This is a genomic window from Actinosynnema sp. CS-041913 (assembly GCF_050942485.1).
In the GTDB taxonomy this organism is placed as follows: Bacteria; Actinomycetota; Actinomycetes; order Mycobacteriales; family Pseudonocardiaceae; genus Actinosynnema.
The window spans coordinates 6,795,630-6,816,385 of sequence record NZ_CP192037.1 but is presented as its reverse complement, the minus strand read 5'-3'; the positions used below and the strand labels follow the sequence as shown (position 1 = coordinate 6,816,385).

Here is a 20,756-nt window from a genome sequence, read left to right as displayed (position 1 = left end):
GGTGGCCGGGATCACCACGGCGCGGGCCGGATCACCACGCGCGTGCCGGATCACCACGGGTGCGGGCCGGATCACCACGGTGCGGGCGCGTAGTCCTTGAGGAAGCAGCCGTACAGGTCCTCGCCGAGTTCGCCGCGCACGATCGGGTCGTACACCCGCGCCGCCCCGTCGACCAGGTCCAGCGGGGCGTGGAAGCCCTCGGCGGCCAGCCGCAGCTTGGTGGGGTGCGGGCGTTCGTCGGTGATCCAGCCGGTGTCGACGGCGGTCATCAGGATGCCGTCCGAGGTGAGCATCTCCTCCGCGCTGGTCCGGGTGAGCATGTTCAGCGCGGCCTTGGCCATGTTCGTGTGCGGGTGGCCCGGCCCCTTGTAGGCGCGGCTGAACTGGCCTTCCATCGCGGAGACGTTCACCACGTACTTGCGGCGCGCGGGTGCGGCGGCCATCGCGGGCCGCAGCCGGGAGATCAGGATGAACGGCGCGGTGCTGTTGCATAGCTGCACTTCCAGCAGCTCCACCGGGTCGACCTCGTTCACCCGCTGCACCCAGCTATTCACGGCGTGCTCGTCGGGCACCAGGCCGCCCGCGTCGATCTCCTTGGAGCCCGCGGTCAACGCCAGCGCGGTGACCTCGGGCAGGACGTCGCGCACGGCGTCGGACAACCCGTCGGTGAGCGCGATGGGGTGCGCCTCCACGGCGTGCCCGAACGTCACCAGTTCCGGCAGCGGGCCGGAGGGGAGCGGGGTGGACTCGGCCGCCATCAGCGGCGCGTAGGCGTCGGCGGACCGGCGCACGGTCTGCGCGGCGTTGTTGATCAGGATGTCCAGCGGGCCCGCGGCGGCGACCGAGTCGGCCAGCCGCACCACCTGGCTCGGGTCGCGCAGGTCGATGCCGACCACCCGCAACCGGTGCAGCCAGTCCGCGCTGTCCGGCATCGACGCGAACCGCCGCACGGCATCACGCGGGAACCGGGTGGTGATGGTGGTGTGCGCGCCGTCACGCAGCAGCCGCAGCGCGATGTACATGCCGATCTTCGCCCGGCCGCCGGTGAGCAGCGCCCGCTTGCCGGTCAGGTCGGCGCTCGCGTCCCGCCTGCCCCGGTTCAGCGCCGCGCACGACGGGCACAACTGGTGGTAGAACGCGTCCACTTCGGTGTACCGGCGCTTGCACGTGTAGCAGGACCGCGCGCGCAGCAGCGTGCCCGCGACGGCGCCCGGCTCGGGCTCCTGGAGCAGGACGCCCTTGGTCTCGTCGTCGATCCGGGTCGGCGACCCGGTGGCGGTCGCCTCGGTCACCGCGCGGTCGGCCGTCGTGACGGCCTCGCGGCGGGCGGCCTTGCGGCGTTTGCGGACGCTCTTGTAGATGCTCGACGTGGCCCGGCGGATGGCCACCACGTCGGGGTGCTCGGTGGGAAGTTCGTCCACCCGGGCGAGCACCCGCAGGGCGATCTCCATCTCGGCAGGGTCGATTTGCACGGTGAAAATCCTACCTGCCGAAAATCCGTCGTCCGGACGGGTGAAATGCGCGTGAAGCCCCGCTAAGGTCCCCCGCATGTCTACCGCGGGTCCGCGGGTGCGCCGACTGGCCCACCCCGACGCCGACATCCGGGCGCGAGCCCTCGGTCTGCCCCGGGTCCGCCCGGTCCTCGCCCTGCTCGGCCCCACCGAGGCGGTGGAGACCGAGCAGGCGGCATCGGTGCTGCCGGTGCTGCGGGCGGTGCTCGCCGCCGCCGCCGAACGCGACGCCGTGGTGGTCACGGCGGGCGCCGACACCGGGCTCGCGCACCTGGTCGGCCTGGCCGTCCAGGCGCTGGACGGGCGCCGGCCGCGGCTGGTCGGCGTCGCGCCGTCCGGCCGGGTCGCGGCCGACGACGAGCCCGCCGAGGGCGAGGTGCGGCTGAACGCCGGCCACGACACGGCGGTGCTGGTGCCCGGCTCGCACTGGGGCGAGGAGGTGCCCGCGTTGTTCCGGACCGTGGACGCGATCGCGGGCGCCCGGCGTCCGGCGCTCGCGCTGCTGGTCGGCGGCGGTGAGGTGGCGCGGTCCGCGCTGGTCGACCACCTGAGCCGGGACCGGCCGCTGCTGGTGCTGGCCGGGACCGGCGGGCTGGCCGACGAGATCGCGGGCGGCAAGCTGTCCGACGACCTCGCCGTGCTGGTGCGCAGCGGGCAGGTCGCCGTGGTGCACCTGGACGAAGGTCCGGACCGCGTCGTCGCGGTGCTGCACCGGGTGCTCGGCGCGAAGCCGGGGTCCAAGCTGCACGCCGCCGTGCCGCCGCTGGCGGTGTGGCCGCGGTTGCGGTTCCGGGCGCCCGAGCCGCACCCGGTGATCGATCCCGGCTACGTCCTGGACTACCCGCTGCTGGCGGACGCCATCCACGAGGCCAACCAGGTCGTCGCGCCGGTCCTGCACGAGCAGGAGGTCGCGGCGTTGCGGGAACGTGGCCGGGCTCGGCTGCTGGTGGTGCTCGCCATCGGGGCCGGGTTCGCCACCACCTCGTTCGGCGCGTTGCAGATCTGGCTGCGGGACGCGCCCTGGCCCGGTGTGCTGCTGGCGGTGGCGGGCGCGGGAGCCGCCGTGCTGGCGGTGCTGTCCCGCAACGGCGAGAACCCCGAGGCGCGCATCCGTGCCGAGCACCTGCGCGCCCTGTACTTCGACCACCTGGCCGCGCCGCCGGCCGCCGACGACACCGAACGCGAGGAGCGGGCGCGCGAGCTGGCGACCGAGGTGGCACGGCACCGACACGAACCGGTGAGCCAGTCATGACCCTCGTCGACGACCACCGCTCGCAGTTCCTCCGGGCCTACCTGCGCCACCGGGTGGGGGAGCGGCTGGCCGGGTTCGAGCACGCCCAGGCCCGGTACTCCTCGGCTCGGCGGTGGACCACGAGCCTCACCGTGCTGCTCTTCACCGGCGCCGCCGCGTTGGGCGCGGTCGCGGTGGCCGATCCCGGGCGGCGGGCGTTGTGGGGGTTCCTGGCAACGGTGGCGGCGGCGCTGGCCACGTCGGTGGCGGTCTACGAGGCCGCGTTCTCGTTCCGCGCGTTGGCCCACCGGTCGGCGCACGGCGTGGCGTTGCTGCACCTGCTCCAGGCGCACGGCGCGCCGGACGGCGAGGACGGCGTCAACGTCTTCCGGACCGAGGTGGAGAGCGTGCTGCGGCACTCGGACTAGCGCAGGACGGATCGGACACCGCCGACCGCCGGGCAGTCCGAGGTGCATCAGGGCGCAACCCCGCCCCCGCGGGCGCAGCCCCGTACCCACAATAGAAAACTCCGATGGGCTGTTCGGCCGCGGACTGTCGCCGCCGGCTGGTGCGTCGCGATAATCGGCGCGGCAGTTCCGGGGTCGATGCGGGGAGCGTGCATGGAGATCCGCCGGCTCGACCCGGACGAGCTGGTCCGCCACGACGGCCTGGTGGCGCGGCGGCTCATGCCGTGGCCGCTGGTGAACGCCCCGTTCGACGGGTCGTGGTGCGTGGTGCGGCCGGGTGCCGCGTCCGGCATCCACGGGCACCGGGAGCACGAGGTGTGGGTGGCGGTCTCGGGCGCGGCGGAGATCGTCACGGCGGACGGCCCGGTGCCGTTCGCGGCCGGGGACATCGTGCACTTCCGGCCCTACGAGGAGCACCAGGTGGTCAACCGGTCCGCGGTGGACTTCCAGTTCTTCGCAGCCTGGTGGGACCTGGAGATGGCGGAGCGGTACACCGCCCGGGACGAGGAGTGATGGTCCACCGGGCAGCCCGGACCGGGGCGTCAGCTAGCCGCCGCGGTGAAGCCGGTGGCGGTCAGCTTGCGGGCCTGGCACCGGACCTGCTCGTGGTAGGCCCTCAGCAGCGCGGCGTGGATGTCTTCGACGTACTCGGCGGCGGCGCAACCCCGTTGCCACACCAGCGTCACGCGGCGGTGGAGCGGGCTGCCGACGATCGGTTTCAGGACCACGCCGGGCAATTCCTGTCCGGTGGGGAAGAAGCACGCCACGGTGTGCGCCGAACGCACCAGTTCCGCCGCCGACGCCGGGTCGACGCCGAAGTGCACGCACCGCGGGGTGAAACCGGCGGCCTCACAGGCGAGGTGCAGGTTCAGCCGGCCGCCGCCGTAGTTCTCCTCCGGCACCGCCCAGTCCTCGTCGGCCAGTTCGGACAGCCGGATCTCGCTGCGCGCGGACAGCCGGTGACCCGCCGCTATTCCCACCAACATGGGCTCCGCCACCACCGAGCGGCAGTCGACCTCTTCGGGGATCCGCAGTGGGCTCTGCGGGAACTCCACCACCAGCGCCAGGTCGAGCTTCCCGGCGCGGACCAGTTCCAACACCGCGTCGCAACTGCGCTCGATGTGCGTGGTCTGCGGCTGGTTCGGCAGCAGGCCGCGCACCACGCCCACCAGCAGCGGCGTCAGCGAGCCGGCCACCCCGCCTAATCGGATGCCCGGACTGCCGCTCCCGGCCGCCATCTTGTGCGCCGTCACCAGCAGGTCGTCGAACCGTTCCACGAGGTCGCGGGACCGCAGCACGACGTGGCGGCCGAGTTCGGTCAGCTCCACGCCGTCGCTGCGGCGCAGGAACAGCGGACCGCCGAAACCGCGTTCGATGCGGCGGAGCTGCGCGGTGAGGCCGGCCTGTGCGATCTTCAAGGAGGAAGCGGCCCGGCTGATGCTGCCCGCTTCGGCCACGGTCAGCACGACGTGGAGATGTCTGAGCTCCATGTGCACCGCCGCAGCCTAGGGCAACCCCATCACGCCAAACACCTTCCGAGCGAGTGTGTGGGGTTGACGCCCAGTGGAAAATGCGTGGCGTCCGGCTGCTCCAACAGGTGCATAACTGAGGAGTTATCGCTAGCTGCCACCTCCCCGCAAGAGTCGGGTCTCCACCACGCTCTGCATGGCCATCGCCACAGCAGCCTGGGGAGGTGTGAGCGACATGAGGAAAGCGTTGCGGCTGCGACGCCTTTCCCGTCCGCGTGACGACAGGTACCTCTTCGTCCCACTGGACCACAGCGTCTCGGACGGTCCGGTGGCGTCGCGTGACCGGTGGCACGACCTGATCAAGTCCGTCGTCGGCGGCGGGGCCGACGCCATCATCGTCCACAAAGGACGCGTGCGCACGATAGACCCGGTGCTGCTCGGCGGGTGCGCGCTCGTCGTCCACCTGAGCGCGGGCACCGCGCACGCGGCCGACACCAACGCCAAGGTGCTCGTCGGCGAGGTCGAGGAAGCCCTGCGGATGGGTGCGGACGCGGTCAGCGTCCACGTCAACATCGGCTCCGACACCGAGGAGCGCCAGCTCGCCGACCTCGGCGTGGTCGCCAACGCGTGCGACGCGTGGAACGTCCCGCTGGTCGCCATGGTCTACCCGCGCGGACCGCGCATCGGCGACCCCAACGACCCGGTGCTGCTCGCGCACGTGGTCAACATCGCGGTCGACCTGGGCGCCGACATCGTCAAGACCAACCTCGCGCTGCCCGTGGCGCGGATGGCCGAGGTCGTCGCGAGCTGCCCGATCCCGGTGCTGGTCGCGGGTGGGCCGGCCACCGTCGGCAGCGTCGTCGACCACGCCCGCGCCTCGATGGCGACGGGGTGCGCGGGCCTGGCCGTCGGCCGCCGCGTGTTCACCTCGCCGTCGCCGATGTCGCTGGTCGCCGAACTCGCGTCGGTGATCCACGTCGACCACCACGCCGCGCTCGTGCACGCCATGACCGGCGCCGTGTCGTGACCTCGCCCGCTACCCGTCATTGGAGTCTGGCGTGAAGTTCGCCTGGATCGACCTCCGGACCGTTCCCGAGGCGCACCGCGAGTCCGTGGTCGACGCCGCCGTGCACGCCCGCCTGGCCGGGATCGTGTCCGACGACGCCGCCCTGCTCGACACGCTGCCGCCGACGATCGGCCGCGTGCTGATCGCCGACCGGCCCGCGGCGAGCCCGCACCTGGTCGTCACCACCGTGGACGACCAGGACCAGCTCGACCGGCTCACCGCGACCGCGGCGTTCGTGCGGGTGCGCGACGACCGGACGCTGAAGCTGGCGTGCGCGGCGGCGGTGAAGCTGGAGCACACCGTGGTCGCGTTCGCCGACCCGACGAAGATCCCGCTGGAGATCGTCATCGCCGCCGCCGACGGAGCGGCGGGCAGGCTGGTCACCGTCGTCGCGGACCTGGAAGAAGCCGCGATCGTGCTGGACGTGCTGGAACACGGCTCGGACGGTGTGCTGCTCGCACCAAGCGACGCGACCGAGGTGTTCCGCCTGGCCCGTCTGCTGGAGGCCAGGACCGCGCCGCTGACGCTGACGACGCTCACCGTGGAGGGCATCGCGCACAACGGCCTCGGCGACCGGGTGTGCGTCGACACGTGCTCGCACTTCCGGGAGGACGAGGGCATCCTGGTCGGCTCGTACTCGTCCGGCTTCATCCTGTGCTGCAGCGAAACCCACCCGCTGCCGTACATGCCGACCCGGCCGTTCCGGGTCAACGCGGGCGCCCTGCACTCGTACGTGCTGGGGCCGGACAACCGCACCAACTACCTGTCCGAACTCCGTTCCGGCAGCACCGTGCTGGCGGTGGACTCCGAAGGCCGCACCCGCGAGCTGACCGTGGGCCGGGCGAAGCTGGAGTCCCGCCCGATCCTCACCATCACCGCGCACTCGCCGGAGGGCGTGGAGGTCAGCCTCACCGTGCAGGACGACTGGCACGTGCGCGTGCTCGGCCCCGGCGGAAAGGTCCGCAACGTCACCGAACTGCGCCGGGGCGACGAGCTGCTCGGGTACCTCGCGACCGAGCAGCGGCACGTCGGCATCCCGATCGGCGAGTTCTGCAAGGAGACCTGACCCTCGTTCCCGCGCGGTGGCGACGACCGGTGTGGCAGGGTGGTCCGCGTGGAACAAGTCGTGCTGCTGGACGAGTCGGGAACCAGGATCGGCGTAGCCGACAAGGCACACGTGCACCACGCGGACACCCCGCTGCACCTGGCGTTCTCCAGCTACCTGTTCTCCCGGGACGGGCGGCTGCTGCTGACCAGGCGGGCCCTGCACAAGAAGACCTGGCCCGGCGTCTGGACCAACACGTGCTGCGGCCACCCGGCGCCCGACGAGGACGCGGCCACGGCGGTGAGCCGTCGACTGGGGGACGAGCTGGGACTGACGGACATCACGCTGGACCTGGTGCTGCCCGCGTTCCGCTACCGGGCAGTCATGGAGAACGGCGTCGTGGAGAACGAGATGTGCCCGGTGTACCGGGGCCTGGTGGACCACGACCCGACCCCGAACCCGGACGAGGTGGACGACTTCGAATGGGTCCGGTGGTCCGACTTCGTGCCGGCGGTGCTGGCCGGCGTACGCCCGATCTCCCCGTGGTGCGCGCTGCAGGTGGAAGAACTGGCCACCCTGGACCCGGACCCCTGGGCCTGGCCCACCGCACCGACCACCGACCTCCCGCCGGCCGCCCGCGCCTGACCAGGGTCTCCCGTTGGACACGGCCGGGGACACCGCGAAGCAGGACCACATCGCCGCCTAGTAGTCGTCACCGCCGAAGAACCGCTCCTCCAACTGGTCCGCCGTCCCGGCCAACAACGCCAGCGGATCGGTGAACTCGTGGATGTCCAGGTCCACCAACGGGAGCGAGTGCCGCAACACGACGTGCTCACCCATGATCGCCGCGCCACAGGCGATGGTCGAGTTGCCGACCTCCTCCAGCAGCGCGCGCAGGTCCACGTTCGCCGCGAGGCCGATCGGCGACGCGATCTGCACCCACTCGTGCAGCTTGTCCAGCATCTCCCGCACCAGGATGATCACCTGGGTGCGTTCGTCGTCCTCGTCGAACTGCTCGAAGTTGAACAGGATCCGGATCTCGTCCTCCTGCTCGGAGATCACGTCGTAGGTGTCGTGGATGTACGCGCGGAGGTCTCCCCAAGAAGCCATGCGCTCACCCTAGAGGCGCGACGACTCCCCACACCGCATCAGCCACCGGATCGCGTGCCTCGGCCAGGTCCAGGACGCCGAGCAGGTACCGGCGGGCGCACTCGTGGGCCGGTCCCATGACCACGGGGTCCAACGCCCACAAGGGGAACGGGCGCACGGAGCCCTCCGCCGCGCGTGCGGCGAACCACTGGGCGATCGGGGCGAACGCCGCCGCCTTCGCGACCGGGTCGGCGGTCAGCGGCGCGGCGTAGAGGAACCTGGCACGACCGGGGTTCTCGGCCACCCAGTCGAGGTAGCGGACGACCACGCCGCGCACGACCTTCTCCGTGTCGCCGAGCGCCAGCGCGGGCGTCATGGCGGCCACGCAGTGGGCGAAGCTGTCGCCGTAGAGCGCCTCGAACACGCCCGCCCGGCTGCCGAAGTGGTGGTAGATGCTGCCGTTGGACACGCCGGATCGCGCGGTCAGGGCGCTGATGGTGACCGGCAGGCCCGCGTCCACCAGCGCCAGCGCCGCGTTCAGCACCGCCTGCTGACGATCCGCCCGCACGCGGACTAGAGTAGCGCTCTAGAGCATTGCTCCACCGCCTGGAGGTCCGCCATGGCCCGTTCCATCCCCGACTTGCTGCGTGAACGCGTGCGTGCGACCCCCGGCGCGGAGGCCCTGCGCCACCGGGTTGACGGCGAGTGGACATCGCTGACCTGGGCGGACCTCGGCGAGGTCGTGCGGGTGCGGGCGCTGGGGTTCCGGCAGTTGGGGGTCAAGGACGAGGCGCGGGTCGCGATCATGGCGCAGACCAGCGCGGAGTGGATCATCGCCGACCTGGCGGTGCTCGCGGCGGGTGGCGTGACCACGACCGTCTACCCGAGCAGCACGCGCGAGGAGGCCGCGCACATCATCCGCGACTCGGGCAGCATCCTGGTGGTCGCGGACCCCGATCTGGTCGGGAAGGCCGGCGACGCCCGCGTGGTCACCACGGACGCCCTGCCGGCGTCGGAGGTCGGCGACTACGACGCCATGGTGGACGACCTGTCCCCGGAGCGGCTGGCCACGCTGATCTACACCTCCGGCACGACCGGCGTGCCCAAGGGAGTGGAGCTGACGCACGACAACTGGCTCTACACCGCCGAAGCCGTCACCGAGCTGGGCGTGCTGCGCGAGAGCGACCTGCACTTCCTGTGGCTCCCGATGTCGCACTCGTTCGGCAAGGTGCTCCAGATCGCCATGATCGCGACCGGCATGCGCACGGCGGTGGACGGCTCGGCGGACCGGATCGCGGACAACCTCAAGGAACTGCGACCCACGATCGTGGCCGGCGCCCCACGCGTGTTCGAGAAGATCCACAGCCGGGTGGTCGCCGCGATGCGCGCCGAGGGCGGCGTGAAGGAGAAGCTGTTCAACTGGGCGCTCGAAGTCGCCGAGCATCCACAGTGGACAGTGCGCCGGAAGATCGCCGACCGCTTGGTGTTCGGCAAGCTGCGGGACCGCGTCGGAGGCCGCATCCGGTACTTCGTGTCGGGTTCCGCCCCGCTGTCCCCGGAGGTGGGCCGGTTCTTCGAGGGCGCGGGCATCACGATCCTCGAAGGCTACGGCCTGACCGAGTCGTCGGGGGCGGCGTTCCTCAACCGCCCCGGCGAGCAGGAGTTCGGGACCGTCGGCAAACCGCTGCCCGGCACGGAGGTCCGCCTCGCCGAGGACGGCGAGGTGCTCATCGGCGGGCGCGGCATCATGCGCGGCTACCACAACCTGCCCGACGAGACCGCCGCGACGCTGGTCGACGGCTGGCTGCACACCGGCGACATCGGCACGGTCGACGACGCCGGCAGGCTGCTCATCACCGACCGCAAGAAGGAGCTGATCAAGACCTCGGCGGGCAAGTACGTCGCGCCGCAGTCGGTGGAGAGCAAACTCAAGTCCGCCAGCCCCTACATCGGGCACGTCCTGGTGCACGGCGACCAGCGCAACTACTGCGTCGCCCTGGTCACCCTCGACCCGGACACCGCGCCGGAGGGCCTGGACGCCGACGCCGAGGTGGGCAGCGCGGTCAAGGCGGTCAACGAAACCCTCGCCCGACACGAGACGATCAAGAAGTTCGCGGTGCTGGACGAGGACTTCAGCGTCGAGGACGGCACCCTGACCGCCAGCATGAAGATGCGCCGCCGCGAAATCGAGAACCGCTACCGCGACGTGCTGGACAACCTGTACGCGGGCTGAGCCACCGCGATCGCCCACACCCCGACCACCAGCACGGCGATCACTTCGACGAACACCAGCAGCCGTTCGATGTAGCCCAACGGCAGCACGCGCCACCAGGACGTGCCCACCACCACGTTCACCAGCACCGCGTACAGGATCGGGGTGAAGCTCAACGCGGACAACACCCCGAACCGGAACGCCCAACGAGCATGTGCCCCCCACACCGCGTCCCGAAGCCACGGACGGGCCAGCAGCATGGCCGCGACGGGCAGGCTGAGAAACGCCACCAGACTGGCCACCCGGTGGACGGTGCCACTCATGCTGGGCCCGACCGCCCAGTTGTGCTTGGGAAAGACCACCACCAGCGCCAGTCCGACCGACCACGCCACGAACGCCACGGAGCCCGGCGACGCCCACCGGGTGATCCCCCTGCGCACCAACACGGCAAGAATGGCCAACGACCCCACCGCGAGCAGTACGACAGCAGTGTCGAACACCCAACGCTGCGGCCCGAGCGCGTACTCGGAGATGGTGCGCCGCAACCCCACAGCCGTGGTCGTCAGCCGGTGCAGGTCCAGCAATCCGACCATGACGACGGTCAGCAACACGGCAGCAGCCCCGCCGAACGCGACGAGACGGGCCGGGGAACGGGTAGGAGCGAGTCCATCGGTCAGCACACCGATGACAACGGACCGTAGCCGAACCGTGTTCCTCCGTTCAGGGAACCGACAGGAACGCTTGTCCGGCAGCCGTTGTCCAACAGGCGGAACAGGCAACGCTCCGAGACGCGACCCGCCGGCCGGCCTGTTACCTTGACGTGACCTGACCCATTCGGAAGGCGAATCGCGTGCCCACAGCGCCCAGCCCCTCCACACATACCCTGTCCGCTGTGTACGAGTCGATGACGGTGCAGGTCCGCGCAGGCCTGGGAGAGTGGCGCCTGGCAGAAGCCGTCCACGTCCTCTCCGACCGGCACGAAATACTGCACAACGCCACCGCAGCCGTCCGCCGAGTAGCCAAACCAGACCTCACCAACGCGACCGCTGCCGTGATTGCCGAAGCACCCGAACACGGAGCAAGCTTCCAAGCCGTCTGGCTGGACGCGGACGACGAGGGCAGGCTGGTCCTGGTCGCACGACACGAGGTGCTGGCGGCACTACCGTGGCACGTCCTACTGCCAGAGCTGGTCGCAGTCTGGAAGGCACACGCACCAATCCGAATCCCAGCACAAATCCGCGCCTGAACAACAGCGCGCTCCGCCCCCCCGTGGCTCCGGCGCGCTTCGCGCTCTTGCCCTGGGCGCGCGCAGCGCGCACACACGACGCCCGAGCCTTGCCCTTGTGATCATCCTTGGCGGCCTGCCCAGCGGTGAGCGACGCTTCAAGCAGGTCGACCAGGAGCCGTAACGGCTGCGGTTCTTCTCGTATGACCTGGTGTCGGTCACCACCAGTCGGGTGCCGGTTGCCAGGCGGACACGGTAGGTCGCTCACCCCCGGTGGTCATGTACTCGTGAGCGGCCAAGCGCACCACGTCCAGCGGGATCTCACAGTCGCCGGGGAATTCGGTGCTGTTGTTCATGTAGTAGTACAGAAGCCGGTCGGCAGGCCTCCCGCTCGGCTCCGGTTCTCCGACGCTGAACCACTCCGCGCCGTCTTCGGCGTAGTAGAGCGCTCCACGTCGGGTTCCGCCGTGAACCCCGACGTTGAGGTGTCCAACACGGCGTCCAGCTCGGCCTGGGTGCGGACGATCGTGGCGGCGTCGCGCTTTACGTCGTACCACGCCTCTAGGTCCACCACGGTTTCGCTCCTCCTGTGTAACGCCGGAACGGGTGATCTTCCTGCGCAACCCCTTCTCGGCCAACTGCCGTTCTACGAGATCGGAACGCGAATCTCGCTCGCTCACGATCTTCCGCGCCTGGCCGTCCGAGCCGATCCACCATCGGTGGGTTTTCCGTCCTGTGTCGGGCACTACGGACGGAGGCAGCTTCCGACGCAGCCGTTCGACTTCGTCGGATGGCAGGATCGGCGGGTCCGCCTGGCGGGCAGGGAGCCGTTGCGCCGGAGGCGTCTGTTGCAGGGACGGTGGGGTGGTCGCAGCCGGTGGCGGACCGGTCGAGCCCGTCAACGTGGCCAGCAGGGCCTGAGCGTGGTCCAAGCCCTTCCCGAGAATTTTCCACAGGTCGGTCACTCCGTTGACCACTTCCGTGAACCTGGCCAGCATCTGCTCGGCGTCCGCGTCGAGGCCGTGGGATCCGGTCAGCGCGTTGGCCAATAGTGCGTGAGCCTCTTCCGCCAGGTCCTGAGCCTGGCCCAATGCGTCGCGACATTGCGATGCCTTGTCGCACGCGTTGGACAGGCCGGCGGCCACGTCGGGCAGCGATGCCACCTCGTCCCCCTTCCCGTGGTCGAACTGTGCCACGGTCGGCGCCGCCTTGACGACTGCCCGCACGGGTGACGGGCCGCGGTGTGCCAATGGTGGACACACCGGCGTTGCGGTTTCGCCGTTCGGAGTTCACCGGGCTCGGCTCTGGCTACCGGCGCGGTAGCCATACGGGAGAACACGAGGGCCCTTCTTTGTGCGCGCAGGCTTAGGTCGGTGTGCTCGCGCAGGCTTTCGTCAGGACACCGGCCAAGAGTGCACAGGTTCGTTGCTGTGCATGAGGTCCCGATAGGACCGGAGCATCCGTCGCAGCGCTTCGGGCCGGTCCAACGAGGAATGGTCGTAGTGCCGGTGGAACGTCCGAGCCTGCCAAGTGGCCCCGTTCACCCCGCTCAAGCACCGCTGCTCGATGACCCCGAGCAGTCGGTCCCGCTCATCCTGCTCGATCCGGAGCTTCACCAACCCCTCGTGCGCCAACGGCAACAACCGCCGCAGCACCAGTTCCGCGACCGGCACGGTGCCGAGGCCGGGCCAGTACACCTGCGCCTCGATTCCCTGCCGTGCGCCGGCCGTGAAGTTCTCCTCGGCCGCGCTGAACGACATCTGTGACCACAGTGGACGTTCCTCCTCGGCGAACATCCGCACGAGACCGTAGTAGAACGCCCCGTTGGCCAACGTGTCCACGACCGTGGGCCCGGCCGGCAGAACCCGGTTCTCCACCCGCAGGTGGGGCTTGTCCCGCACCACGTCGTAGACAGGCCTGTTCCACCGGTAGATGGTCCCGTTGTGCAGCCGCAGTTCCGCCAGGGAAGGCGTGTCGCCACGGTCCAGCACCTGCACGGGGTCTTCCTCGTCGCAGATCGGCAGCAGGGCGGGGAAGTACCGGACGTTCTCCTCGAACAGGTCGAAGATCGAGGTGATCCACCGCTCCCCGAACCACACCCGGGGCCGGACGCCCTGCTCCTTCAGCTCGTCGCTACGCGTGTCGGTGGCCTGCTGGAACAACGCGATCCGCGTCTCCCGCCACAGTTCCTTCCCCATCAGGAACGGGGAGTTGGCGCCCACCGCCACCTGGATGCCGGCGATCGCCTGAGCCGCGTTCCAGTACGCCGCGAAGGACTCCGGCGGCACCTGCAAGTGGAACTGGGCCGACGTGCAAGCGCCCTCCGGCACGATGGAGTCGACGGTCATCGCCAGCTTCTCCACGCCGCCGATGGTGATCTGGATGTCCTCCCCGCGAGCGGCGAGCACCTGCTCGTTCAGCAGCGCGTACCGGGGGTTGCCGGACAGCGCGTCGAGGGCCATGTGCTTGGCCTGCAACGTGGGCAGGATGCCGATCATCACCATGTGCGAGCCGACGTCCCGCGCCTTGCGGTCGGCCTCGTTCAGCGAGGCGCGCACCACCGACTCGAAATCGGAGATGCCGCCCGCGGTGAGCTGTCGGGGCGCGACGTTGATCTCCAGGTTCCACTGGCCCAGCTCGGTCACGAAGTCCGGGTCGGCGATCGCCTCCAGCGCCTCGGCGTTGCGCATCGCCGGGTCGCCCGCGTCGTCCACCAGGTTCAGCTCGATCTCCAGACCGGCCACCGGCCGGTCGAACTCGAACCGCGCCTCGCTCAGCATCCGGGCGAACACGTCCAGGCACCGGCGCACCTTGGTGCGGTACCGCGTCCGGTCCTCGCGGGTGAACTCGTGCCTTGCCACCTCGTCGCCCATGATCGCCTCCTAGGTCGTCAAGGCAGGTACCGCGATCGCGGTCACCACAAACCCCTCCCGCGCCAGCCAGCGGCCGGTGAACCCGTCCAGCGGCACCCCGTCCACGACCGGGGCCTCGACGAGGATCCGCGCGCTGAACGTGCCGTCGTCCGGGTTGATGGTCAGCTCCGCCTCCTCGAACCCGAGCCAGGCCCGCGTGAGGGGGAACCACGCCTTGTAGACCGTCTCCTTCGCGCTGAACAGGAGCCGGTCCCACGCGACCTTGTTCCCCGCCGCGCCCAGCTCCGAAACCATCGCCAGCTCCGGCGGCAGCGCGATCGCCTCCAGCACACCGGGCGGGGTCGGCGCGTTCGGCTCGGCGTCGATGCCGATCGTCCAGACCTCGCTCGTGCGCGCCACGGCCGCCGCGCGGTAGCCCTTGCAGTGCGTGATGCTCCCCACCACCCCGGAGGGCCACGTCGGCTCCCGGCGAGGCCCCGGCAGCAACGGCACGGGCGCGAAGCCGAGCTGCCCCAGCGCGGTGCGCGCGCAGTGCCGTCCGGTGGTGAACTCCTTGCGGCGCTTGTCCACGGCCTCCGCGATGAGTTCTTCCTCTTCGGGGAACAGCTCCGCCTCGTGGTCCTCGAACGTGTCGATCGCCGCGACCGGCGCGGGCAGGATGTCGGAGATCACCGGGCGTCCCCTTCCCTCAGCACGTCCAGCAACGGCGCCTTCGTCCAGCCACGGGGCTGCCACTCGCGCGGGTAGCCCAGCGACACCTCGTCGAACCGCACGCCGTCCTTGCGGATCGTGCGGGGGATGTGCAGATGGCCGTACACCATGACGGCCGCGCGGTACTTCACGTGCCAGTCGGCGGTCCGCTCCGTGCCGCACCACAACGCGAACTCCGGGTAGCGGAGCACGAACGTGGGGTCACGCACCAACGGCCAGTGGTTGATGAGCACCGTGCGCAACGAGGGGTCCACCGCGCGCAACCGCCGCTCGGACTCCTCGACCCGCGCGGCGCACCACGCCTCGCGGCTCGGGTACGGGTCGGGGTGCAGGAAGTACTCGTCCGTGCACACCACCCCGGCGTCCTGCGCCACGACCAGCGCGGACTCCTTGTCCGCCGTCCCGGCGGGCCGGAACGTGTAGTCGTACAGGGTGAACAGCGGGGCCACCGCGACCGGCCCGCCGGCGCCCTCGAACACCGCGTACCCGTCCTCCGGGGTGAGCACGTCGATGCTCCGGCACAGCTCCACGAGCTGCTTGTAACGCACCTCGCCGCGGGTCTGGACCGGGTCGTCCTTCACCGTCCACAGCTCGTGGTTGCCGGGCGACCAGACCACCTTGCGGAAGCGCTTGCGCAGCACGCCCAGCGCCCACTCGACGTCGCCGAGCTTCTCGGCCACGTCACCGGCCACGATCAGCCAGTCGTCGGCGGACCGGGGCTCGATCGCCGTCACGAAGTCGCGGTTCTGCTGGTAGGTCACGTGCAGGTCGCTGGTGGCAAGCAGGCGCGGTGTCACGATTCGAGGGTATCCGTCCCGGCGGGCCGGGAGAGGGCATCTCCGGAACGACCGCTCGCCCGTTCGTCGCGCCAGGCACGCCGTTGAGCGGTCTTCCGGTGGCCGTGTGACGCTGACTCACCCCGTTCGGCGGCTCGGTGGTTACCCGTGAGCGGCCGGCTTCCTAGCGTGATGGGCATCACGACAGTCCTGTGGCGGAGGACCTGATGACCAACTACGTACGACCCGCGCAGCCGTTCGGCCGGACAGTGGGCGCGGAGATAGCCCGTCAGGCCCAACAGCACACGCACCCCGCCGTCGCGCCCCGGCGTGACGAGGCGGCGTTGGCGACCCTGCTGCGCGCCCGCCAGCGCGGCGACGCCCAGCGCCAGGAGCAGTGGGTGCGCCGGGCGCCGGAGACACCTCCGAGGCCCCCGCACGCCGACGTGATCGAGCACCTGGCCGTCCGCCTGGTGCCGCCGTCACTGTGGGCGATGGTCGAACCGCTCATCCCCCCGGCGAAGGTCCGCCGACAGGGTGGCGGCCGGGGCCGCGTGTCCGACCGCGCCATCTTCACCGCCATCGTGTTCGTCCTGACCAGCGGCTGCGCGTGGCGGCACCTGCCCGCGACGTTCGGCGTGACCGTGCCGACCGTGCACCGCCGCTTCCAGGAGTGGACCGACGCCGGCCTGTGGCTGCGGCTGCGGCGGGTGGCCCTGGAGAGCAGCTCGGGGGAGTCGGAGTGGCTGCGCCTCGTCCTGGACGCGGCCGAGCGCCGGGGAACCCGGGCGGCGGGGTAACGGGTCTGCGGACGGGAGAACGGCACGTCGCCTCGGCCGCCCTGGTCGCCGCCGGACGGACCCGGCGCACGCCTTACGCGTGGACCTCGCCTGGTGCCTCGACCCAGGCGCACGCCCTACGCGTGGACGCCTGCCTGGTACTTCGGCACCCGCACGCTGATCTTCGTGCCCAGCCCCTGCGCGGTCTCGACCACCAGCCCGTAGTCGTCGCCGTAGCACCGCCGCAGGCGCTCGTCGATGTTGCCCAGCCCGATGCCGGCGCTCTCCCCGACCTGGCCCGCGAGCGTCCGGCGCAGCGCCTCGGGATCCATCCCGATCCCGTCGTCCTCGATGGTGATGTGCGCTTCCTCACCCGCGTCCGCCGCCAGGATCGAGATGTGCCCCGGCCCGACCTTGCCCTCCATGCCGTGCCGCACCGCGTTCTCCACCAACGGCTGCAGGCAGAGGAACGGCACGGTCACCGGCAGCACCTCGGGCGCGATCTGCAGGGTCACCTTCAGCCGCTCGCCGAACCGGGCGCGTTCCAGTGCCAGGTACTGGTCGATCGACCGCAGCTCCTCCGCCAACGTCGTGAAGTCCCCGGCCCGCCGGAACGAGTACCGCGTGAAGTCGGCGAAGTCCAGCAGCAGGGTCCGCGCCCGCTCGGGGTTCGTCCGCACGTAGGAAGCGATGGCGGACAGCGAGTTGTAGATGAAGTGCGGCGAGATCTGCGCCCGCAGCGCCCGGACCTCGGCCTCCACCAACCGGGTCCGCGACCGGTCCAGCTCGGCCAGCTCAAGCTGCCCCGACGCCCACCGCGCGACCTCGTTGGTGGCCCGCACCAACCCGGCGGACGGCTCCCGGCTGTACGCGGCGAGCACGCCGACCACCCGGCCCTCCACCGTCAGCGGCGCGAGGACCGCCGTGTGCACCGGGCAGTCCGGCTGGTCGCAGGCGATGTCGAACGCCCGCGTCCGGCCCGTCCCGAACACCTCGCCGGCCAGCGCCATGGCGTCGGCGGAGTGGTGCTCGCCGCTGCCCTCCCACGCGACGACCTCGGTCTCGTCCGTCAACGCCAGCGCGGGCGTGCCGAGCAGCGTGCGCAGGTGCTTGGCGGACTTCTTGGCCGCCTCCGGCACCAGCCCGGCCCGCAACGGCGGGGCCGCCGACCACGCCGTGTGCAGGGTCTCGAAGGTGATCCGCTGCTCCTGCGTCAGGAAGTCGTTGCGGGCGCGGGAAGTCCGCCACAGCGTGATCACCACGGCCAGGCCGGCCAGCAGTATCGCGCCCGCCGTCCACATCGCCGTCACATCCGGTCCTGACTGCGCAGACCCAGGTTCTCGGGCGCGTGCAACCGCACCATGACGTGGTTCACCCCCGGTGGCACCTTGCGCGGCGTCAGCAGGGACACCACGTACATCACGATGAACCCCAACGGCACGGTCCACGCCGCCGGCCGGGCCAGGAACACGTTCCCGCCACCGGCGCTGATGGTGACCAGCCCCGCCACCAGCGCCGGCACCCCACCCGCCAGCATCCCGGCCACCGCGCCGACCGTCGTGATCCGCGTGCTCCAGATCCCCAGCACCAGCAACGGACACAGCGACGACGCGGCCACGGCGAACGCCAGCCCGACCATGTCCGCCACCGGAACCTTGCCGACCAGCAACGTCATGCCCAGCGGCACCAGCACGCCCAGCACGGTGGACACCCGGAAGCCGCGAACTCCCCGCAACCGCAACACATCCCGGCTCAACACACCGGCGAGCGACACCATCAGCCCGGACGACGTCGACAGGAACGCCGCGAACGCCCCACCGGCCACCAACGCCCCGAGTAGCTGCCCGCCCAGCCCGTCCACCATCCGACTGGGCAGCACCAGCACCACGGCGTCGGTGTCACCGGTCATCAGCAGCTCGGGCGTGTAGAGCCGTCCCAGCGCACCGTAGATCGGCGGCATCAGGTAGAAGACCCCCAACAACCCCAACACGATCAACGTGGTGCGCCGAGCCGCCCGCCCGTTCGGGTTGGTGTAGAAGCGGACGATCACGTGCGGCAGCCCCATCGTCCCCAGGAACGTCGCGATGATGAGCGAATACACCCCGTACAGCGGGAAACTCTCGCCACCCCGCAGTGGCAAGGCCCAGGTCTCGTTGGTGTTGTAGGGAATCGAGGAAACCCGGGGCACCGTGGCGCCTTCCGGGAACACCAACCGCGAGCCGGACGCGATGGTGTGGTCACCGTCCCGCAACTCCCTCGGCCCGTCGACCCGTTCCCCGTCCACCACACCGGTTCCGTGGAAGACCACGGGCCGGTCGACGTGGACGGAGGTGTCGCTGTCGAAGCCGACCGTCGTCTCGCGGTCGAACACCGGCAACTCCGGCCCGGTGAGGTCACGCGCGCCGTGCGCCTGCCACGCCATCACCAGGAACACCACCGGAACGGTGATCGCGGTCAACTTGAGCCAGTACTGGAAAGCCTGCACGAACGTGATGCTGCGCATCCCGCCGGAGATCACGTTGGCCGTCACGACAACCGCGACGACCAACGCGCCCACCCAGTCCGGCGCGCCGGTCAACGTGTGCAACGTCAATCCGGCGCCCTGCAACTGCGGCAACAGGTACAGCCACCCGATGCCCAGGGCGAGCACACTGGCCACCGCACGGACCACCGTCGACCCGAACCGCGCCTCCGCGAAGTCGGGCAGCGTGTACGCGCCACTGCGCCGCAACGGAGCGGCGACCAACGCCAGCAGCACCAGATAGCCGGCCGTGTACCCGACCGGGAACCACAGCATGTCCGGCCCGTGCGCGAAGATCAGCCCGGCGATGCCGACGAACGAGGCCGCCGACAGGTACTCGCCGCCGATGGCGGAAGCGTTCCACCACGGCGAAACCGTCCGCGACGCGACGAAGAAGTCGGACGTGGTGCGCGAGACCCGCAACCCGTACGTGCCCACCAGCATCGTGCCGAACGCGACCGCCAAGACCGCGATGATGCCGTACGTACTGCTCACGAACGCTCCACCAGTTCGGCGAACTCGCGCTCGCTGCGCTCGGCCTGGCGGATGTAGAACCAGCCGGCCGACACGAACACCGGGAACACCAGCCCACCCAACAGCAGCCACGGCAACGGCACACCGAACATCCGCTGCGCGGCCACCGACGGAACCAACGTGAACACCAACGGCAACCCGGCGACACTCCCGCACACCACCGCGCACAACAACAACCCGAGCCGCCGCTGAGTCCGTATCAACGACCGCATGTACACCGCGCCGAGTTCGCTCTGCTCGTCAATCTCCCGCGAAGCCGGATACGGCCGAGGCGCACGCGGAGCCCGCGTGCGAGGACTGGTCACCACCACCCGCTGCCGGGCAGGAGGCCGCTCCGGCGAACTCACGACGACTGCCGGTTGCGCCGGACCAGCAACTGCCGGAGGTGCCGGGCATGCCGCCGACTGACCGGCAGCACGGCGCCCCCGATGTTGACGCTGAGATGCCCGTCCTCAAGCCGCAACTCGTCGATATGCCCAAGGGAAACCAGGTGACTGCGGTGGATCCGAACAAACCCAGCCGACCGCCACCGCTCCTCAAGCCCGGTCAGGGCGGCCCGAACCAACCCACTACCGGTAGCGGTGTGCAGTCGCGCGTAGTCCCCGTGCGCCTCCACGTACCGGATATCGGCCAACCGGATGAACCGGGTGATCCCACCGAGTTCGACGGGGATGACCTCGTCCCCGACATCCGGCACCCGCTCGACCGGAGCGGAGACGGCAGGCTCGACAACCTTCGAGTCCAACACCTCGTGCACGATCCGGTGCACGGACTCGGCCAGCCGCTCCGGACGAACCGGCTTCAAGAGGTAGTCGAGCGCCTTGAGCTCGAACGCCTCGACCGCAGGCTCCTGGTGGGCGGTGACGAAGACGATCGGCGGAGGCTGCGCGAACCGCGACAACACCCGAGCCAAGTCCAACCCGTCCAACCCGGGCATCCGGATGTCGAGGAAGACGGCATCCACCCCCTGCCCGGCATCCATCCCACGATGCAGACTCCGCAAGGCCTTGGTCGCATCGGTCACCGCCTCGACATGCCCGACCCGAGGATCGGACCGCAACAGATAGACAAGATCATCCAAAGCAGGAGCCTCATCATCCACCGCGAGCAACCGGAGCCCGCGCTCCAGCACCCCACGGCGCTCCGGCCCCTCACAGATCGGGCAGGGAAGTCCTGACGTCATGGAAATCCAATGCAGGTCGACGGCGACGGCGATTAGACCATTGGACGGCCATCCTCGCCCCTGG

At 70.5% G+C, this 20,756-nt stretch carries 22 protein-coding genes; 9 read left to right on the top strand and 13 right to left on the bottom strand.

Annotated features, from left to right (window positions below):
* Positions 1–71: 71 nt before the first annotated feature.
* Positions 72–1,472, bottom strand: coding sequence for an SDR family NAD(P)-dependent oxidoreductase (locus tag ACQPZF_RS30390; protein WP_433262764.1), 1,401 nt, complete (start codon positions 1,470–1,472; stop codon positions 72–74).
* Positions 1,473–1,548: 76 nt separating this feature from the next.
* On the opposite strand from ACQPZF_RS30390, the gene ACQPZF_RS30385 reads away from it, so the two are divergent.
* From ACQPZF_RS30385 to ACQPZF_RS30375, 3 genes are all read left to right on the top strand, one after another.
* Positions 1,549–2,763 (top strand): hypothetical protein, encoded by a 1,215-nt coding sequence (locus ACQPZF_RS30385; RefSeq protein WP_433262762.1) that lies wholly within the window; start codon positions 1,549–1,551, stop codon positions 2,761–2,763.
* A complete protein-coding gene (locus ACQPZF_RS30380; RefSeq protein WP_433262761.1) occupies positions 2,760–3,170 on the top strand; it encodes a hypothetical protein in 411 nt (136 codons plus the stop codon). The genes ACQPZF_RS30385 and ACQPZF_RS30380 overlap by 4 nt, the downstream gene beginning before the upstream one ends.
* A gap of 192 nt (positions 3,171–3,362) precedes the next feature.
* Entirely contained in the window at positions 3,363–3,722 is a 360-nt protein-coding gene (locus tag ACQPZF_RS30375) for a cupin domain-containing protein (RefSeq protein ID WP_433262759.1), read from the top strand.
* Between the two features lie 29 nt (positions 3,723–3,751).
* Here the strand turns inward: ACQPZF_RS30375 and ACQPZF_RS30370 are convergent, their stop codons facing one another.
* Positions 3,752–4,699, bottom strand: a complete 948-nt coding sequence (locus ACQPZF_RS30370) for a LysR family transcriptional regulator (RefSeq protein ID WP_433274763.1) — start codon at positions 4,697–4,699, stop codon at positions 3,752–3,754.
* A 214-nt stretch (positions 4,700–4,913) separates the two neighbouring features.
* Here ACQPZF_RS30370 and ACQPZF_RS30365 point away from each other — a divergent pair, with 214 nt between their 5' ends.
* The 3 genes from ACQPZF_RS30365 to idi are packed head-to-tail and all read left to right on the top strand — an operon-like array spanning position 4,914 to position 7,434.
* Positions 4,914–5,705: a 2-amino-3,7-dideoxy-D-threo-hept-6-ulosonate synthase gene (locus ACQPZF_RS30365; protein WP_433262757.1), complete on the top strand. Its 792-nt coding sequence runs from the start codon at positions 4,914–4,916 to the stop codon at positions 5,703–5,705.
* Positions 5,706–5,736: 31 nt separating this feature from the next.
* On the top strand, positions 5,737–6,810 hold the full coding sequence (locus ACQPZF_RS30360) for a 3-dehydroquinate synthase II family protein (RefSeq protein WP_433262755.1): 1,074 nt from the start codon (positions 5,737–5,739) through the stop codon (positions 6,808–6,810).
* Positions 6,811–6,858: 48 nt separating this feature from the next.
* Positions 6,859–7,434 carry an isopentenyl-diphosphate Delta-isomerase gene (gene idi, locus ACQPZF_RS30355; protein ID WP_433262753.1) on the top strand — a complete coding sequence of 192 codons (576 nt, stop codon included), beginning with the start codon at positions 6,859–6,861 and terminating at the stop codon, positions 7,432–7,434.
* Between the two features lie 57 nt (positions 7,435–7,491).
* Here idi and ACQPZF_RS30350 read toward each other — a convergent pair whose 3' ends face one another.
* Positions 7,492–7,899, bottom strand: a complete 408-nt coding sequence (locus ACQPZF_RS30350) for a hypothetical protein (protein ID WP_433262751.1) — start codon at positions 7,897–7,899, stop codon at positions 7,492–7,494.
* Between the two features lie 4 nt (positions 7,900–7,903).
* Positions 7,904–8,446, bottom strand: a complete 543-nt coding sequence (locus tag ACQPZF_RS30345) for a TetR/AcrR family transcriptional regulator (RefSeq protein ID WP_433262749.1) — start codon at positions 8,444–8,446, stop codon at positions 7,904–7,906.
* A 51-nt stretch (positions 8,447–8,497) separates the two neighbouring features.
* Here ACQPZF_RS30345 and ACQPZF_RS30340 point away from each other — a divergent pair, with 51 nt between their 5' ends.
* Positions 8,498–10,111, top strand: a complete 1,614-nt coding sequence (locus tag ACQPZF_RS30340; RefSeq protein ID WP_433262747.1) for an AMP-dependent synthetase/ligase — start codon at positions 8,498–8,500, stop codon at positions 10,109–10,111.
* Here the strand turns inward: ACQPZF_RS30340 and ACQPZF_RS30335 are convergent.
* Positions 10,075–10,770 carry a DUF998 domain-containing protein gene (locus ACQPZF_RS30335; protein WP_433262746.1) on the bottom strand — a complete coding sequence of 232 codons (696 nt, stop codon included), beginning with the start codon at positions 10,768–10,770 and terminating at the stop codon, positions 10,075–10,077. The two genes, ACQPZF_RS30340 and ACQPZF_RS30335, sit on opposite strands and share 37 nt — an antisense overlap.
* A 212-nt stretch (positions 10,771–10,982) precedes the next feature.
* Here ACQPZF_RS30335 and ACQPZF_RS30330 point away from each other — a divergent pair, with 212 nt between their 5' ends.
* A complete protein-coding gene (locus tag ACQPZF_RS30330) occupies positions 10,983–11,336 on the top strand; it encodes a hypothetical protein (RefSeq protein ID WP_433262744.1) in 354 nt (117 codons plus the stop codon).
* Positions 11,337–11,533: 197 nt separating this feature from the next.
* Here the strand turns inward: ACQPZF_RS30330 and ACQPZF_RS30325 are convergent, their stop codons facing one another.
* The 4 genes from ACQPZF_RS30325 to ACQPZF_RS30310 all read right to left on the bottom strand — a co-directional run bounded on the left by ACQPZF_RS30325 (position 11,534) and on the right by ACQPZF_RS30310 (position 15,699).
* Positions 11,534–12,511: an Imm1 family immunity protein gene (locus ACQPZF_RS30325; protein WP_433262742.1), complete on the bottom strand. Its 978-nt coding sequence runs from the start codon at positions 12,509–12,511 to the stop codon at positions 11,534–11,536.
* A gap of 198 nt (positions 12,512–12,709) precedes the next feature.
* The gene (locus ACQPZF_RS30320; RefSeq protein ID WP_433262740.1) at positions 12,710–14,188 is read right to left on the bottom strand and encodes a glutamate--cysteine ligase; all 1,479 of its coding nucleotides are present in this window, start codon (positions 14,186–14,188) and stop codon (positions 12,710–12,712) included.
* A 9-nt stretch (positions 14,189–14,197) separates the two neighbouring features.
* Positions 14,198–14,860 (bottom strand): 4'-phosphopantetheinyl transferase family protein, encoded by a 663-nt coding sequence (locus tag ACQPZF_RS30315; RefSeq protein WP_433262738.1) that lies wholly within the window; start codon positions 14,858–14,860, stop codon positions 14,198–14,200.
* Positions 14,857–15,699: a metallophosphoesterase family protein gene (locus ACQPZF_RS30310; protein ID WP_433274762.1), complete on the bottom strand. Its 843-nt coding sequence runs from the start codon at positions 15,697–15,699 to the stop codon at positions 14,857–14,859. Before ACQPZF_RS30310 ends, ACQPZF_RS30315 begins: the two co-directional genes overlap by 4 nt.
* Before the next feature lie 203 nt (positions 15,700–15,902).
* On the opposite strand from ACQPZF_RS30310, the gene ACQPZF_RS30305 reads away from it, so the two are divergent.
* Entirely contained in the window at positions 15,903–16,475 is a 573-nt protein-coding gene (locus ACQPZF_RS30305; protein ID WP_433262736.1) for a transposase, read from the top strand.
* Between the two features lie 116 nt (positions 16,476–16,591).
* Here ACQPZF_RS30305 and ACQPZF_RS30300 read toward each other — a convergent pair whose 3' ends face one another.
* Genes ACQPZF_RS30300 through ACQPZF_RS30285 form a run of 4 tightly spaced genes read right to left on the bottom strand, consistent with a single transcriptional unit; the run spans position 16,592 to position 20,692 of the window.
* Entirely contained in the window at positions 16,592–17,755 is a 1,164-nt protein-coding gene (locus ACQPZF_RS30300; protein WP_433274760.1) for a histidine kinase, read from the bottom strand.
* A 5-nt stretch (positions 17,756–17,760) separates the two neighbouring features.
* Positions 17,761–19,470 carry a cation acetate symporter gene (locus ACQPZF_RS30295; RefSeq protein WP_433262734.1) on the bottom strand — a complete coding sequence of 570 codons (1,710 nt, stop codon included), beginning with the start codon at positions 19,468–19,470 and terminating at the stop codon, positions 17,761–17,763.
* Positions 19,467–19,856, bottom strand: coding sequence for a hypothetical protein (locus ACQPZF_RS30290; protein ID WP_433262732.1), 390 nt, complete (start codon positions 19,854–19,856; stop codon positions 19,467–19,469). Before ACQPZF_RS30290 ends, ACQPZF_RS30295 begins: the two co-directional genes overlap by 4 nt.
* The gene (locus tag ACQPZF_RS30285) at positions 19,853–20,692 is read right to left on the bottom strand and encodes a LytR/AlgR family response regulator transcription factor (RefSeq protein WP_433274758.1); all 840 of its coding nucleotides are present in this window, start codon (positions 20,690–20,692) and stop codon (positions 19,853–19,855) included. The genes ACQPZF_RS30290 and ACQPZF_RS30285 overlap by 4 nt, the downstream gene beginning before the upstream one ends.
* Positions 20,693–20,756: the final 64 nt, after the last annotated feature.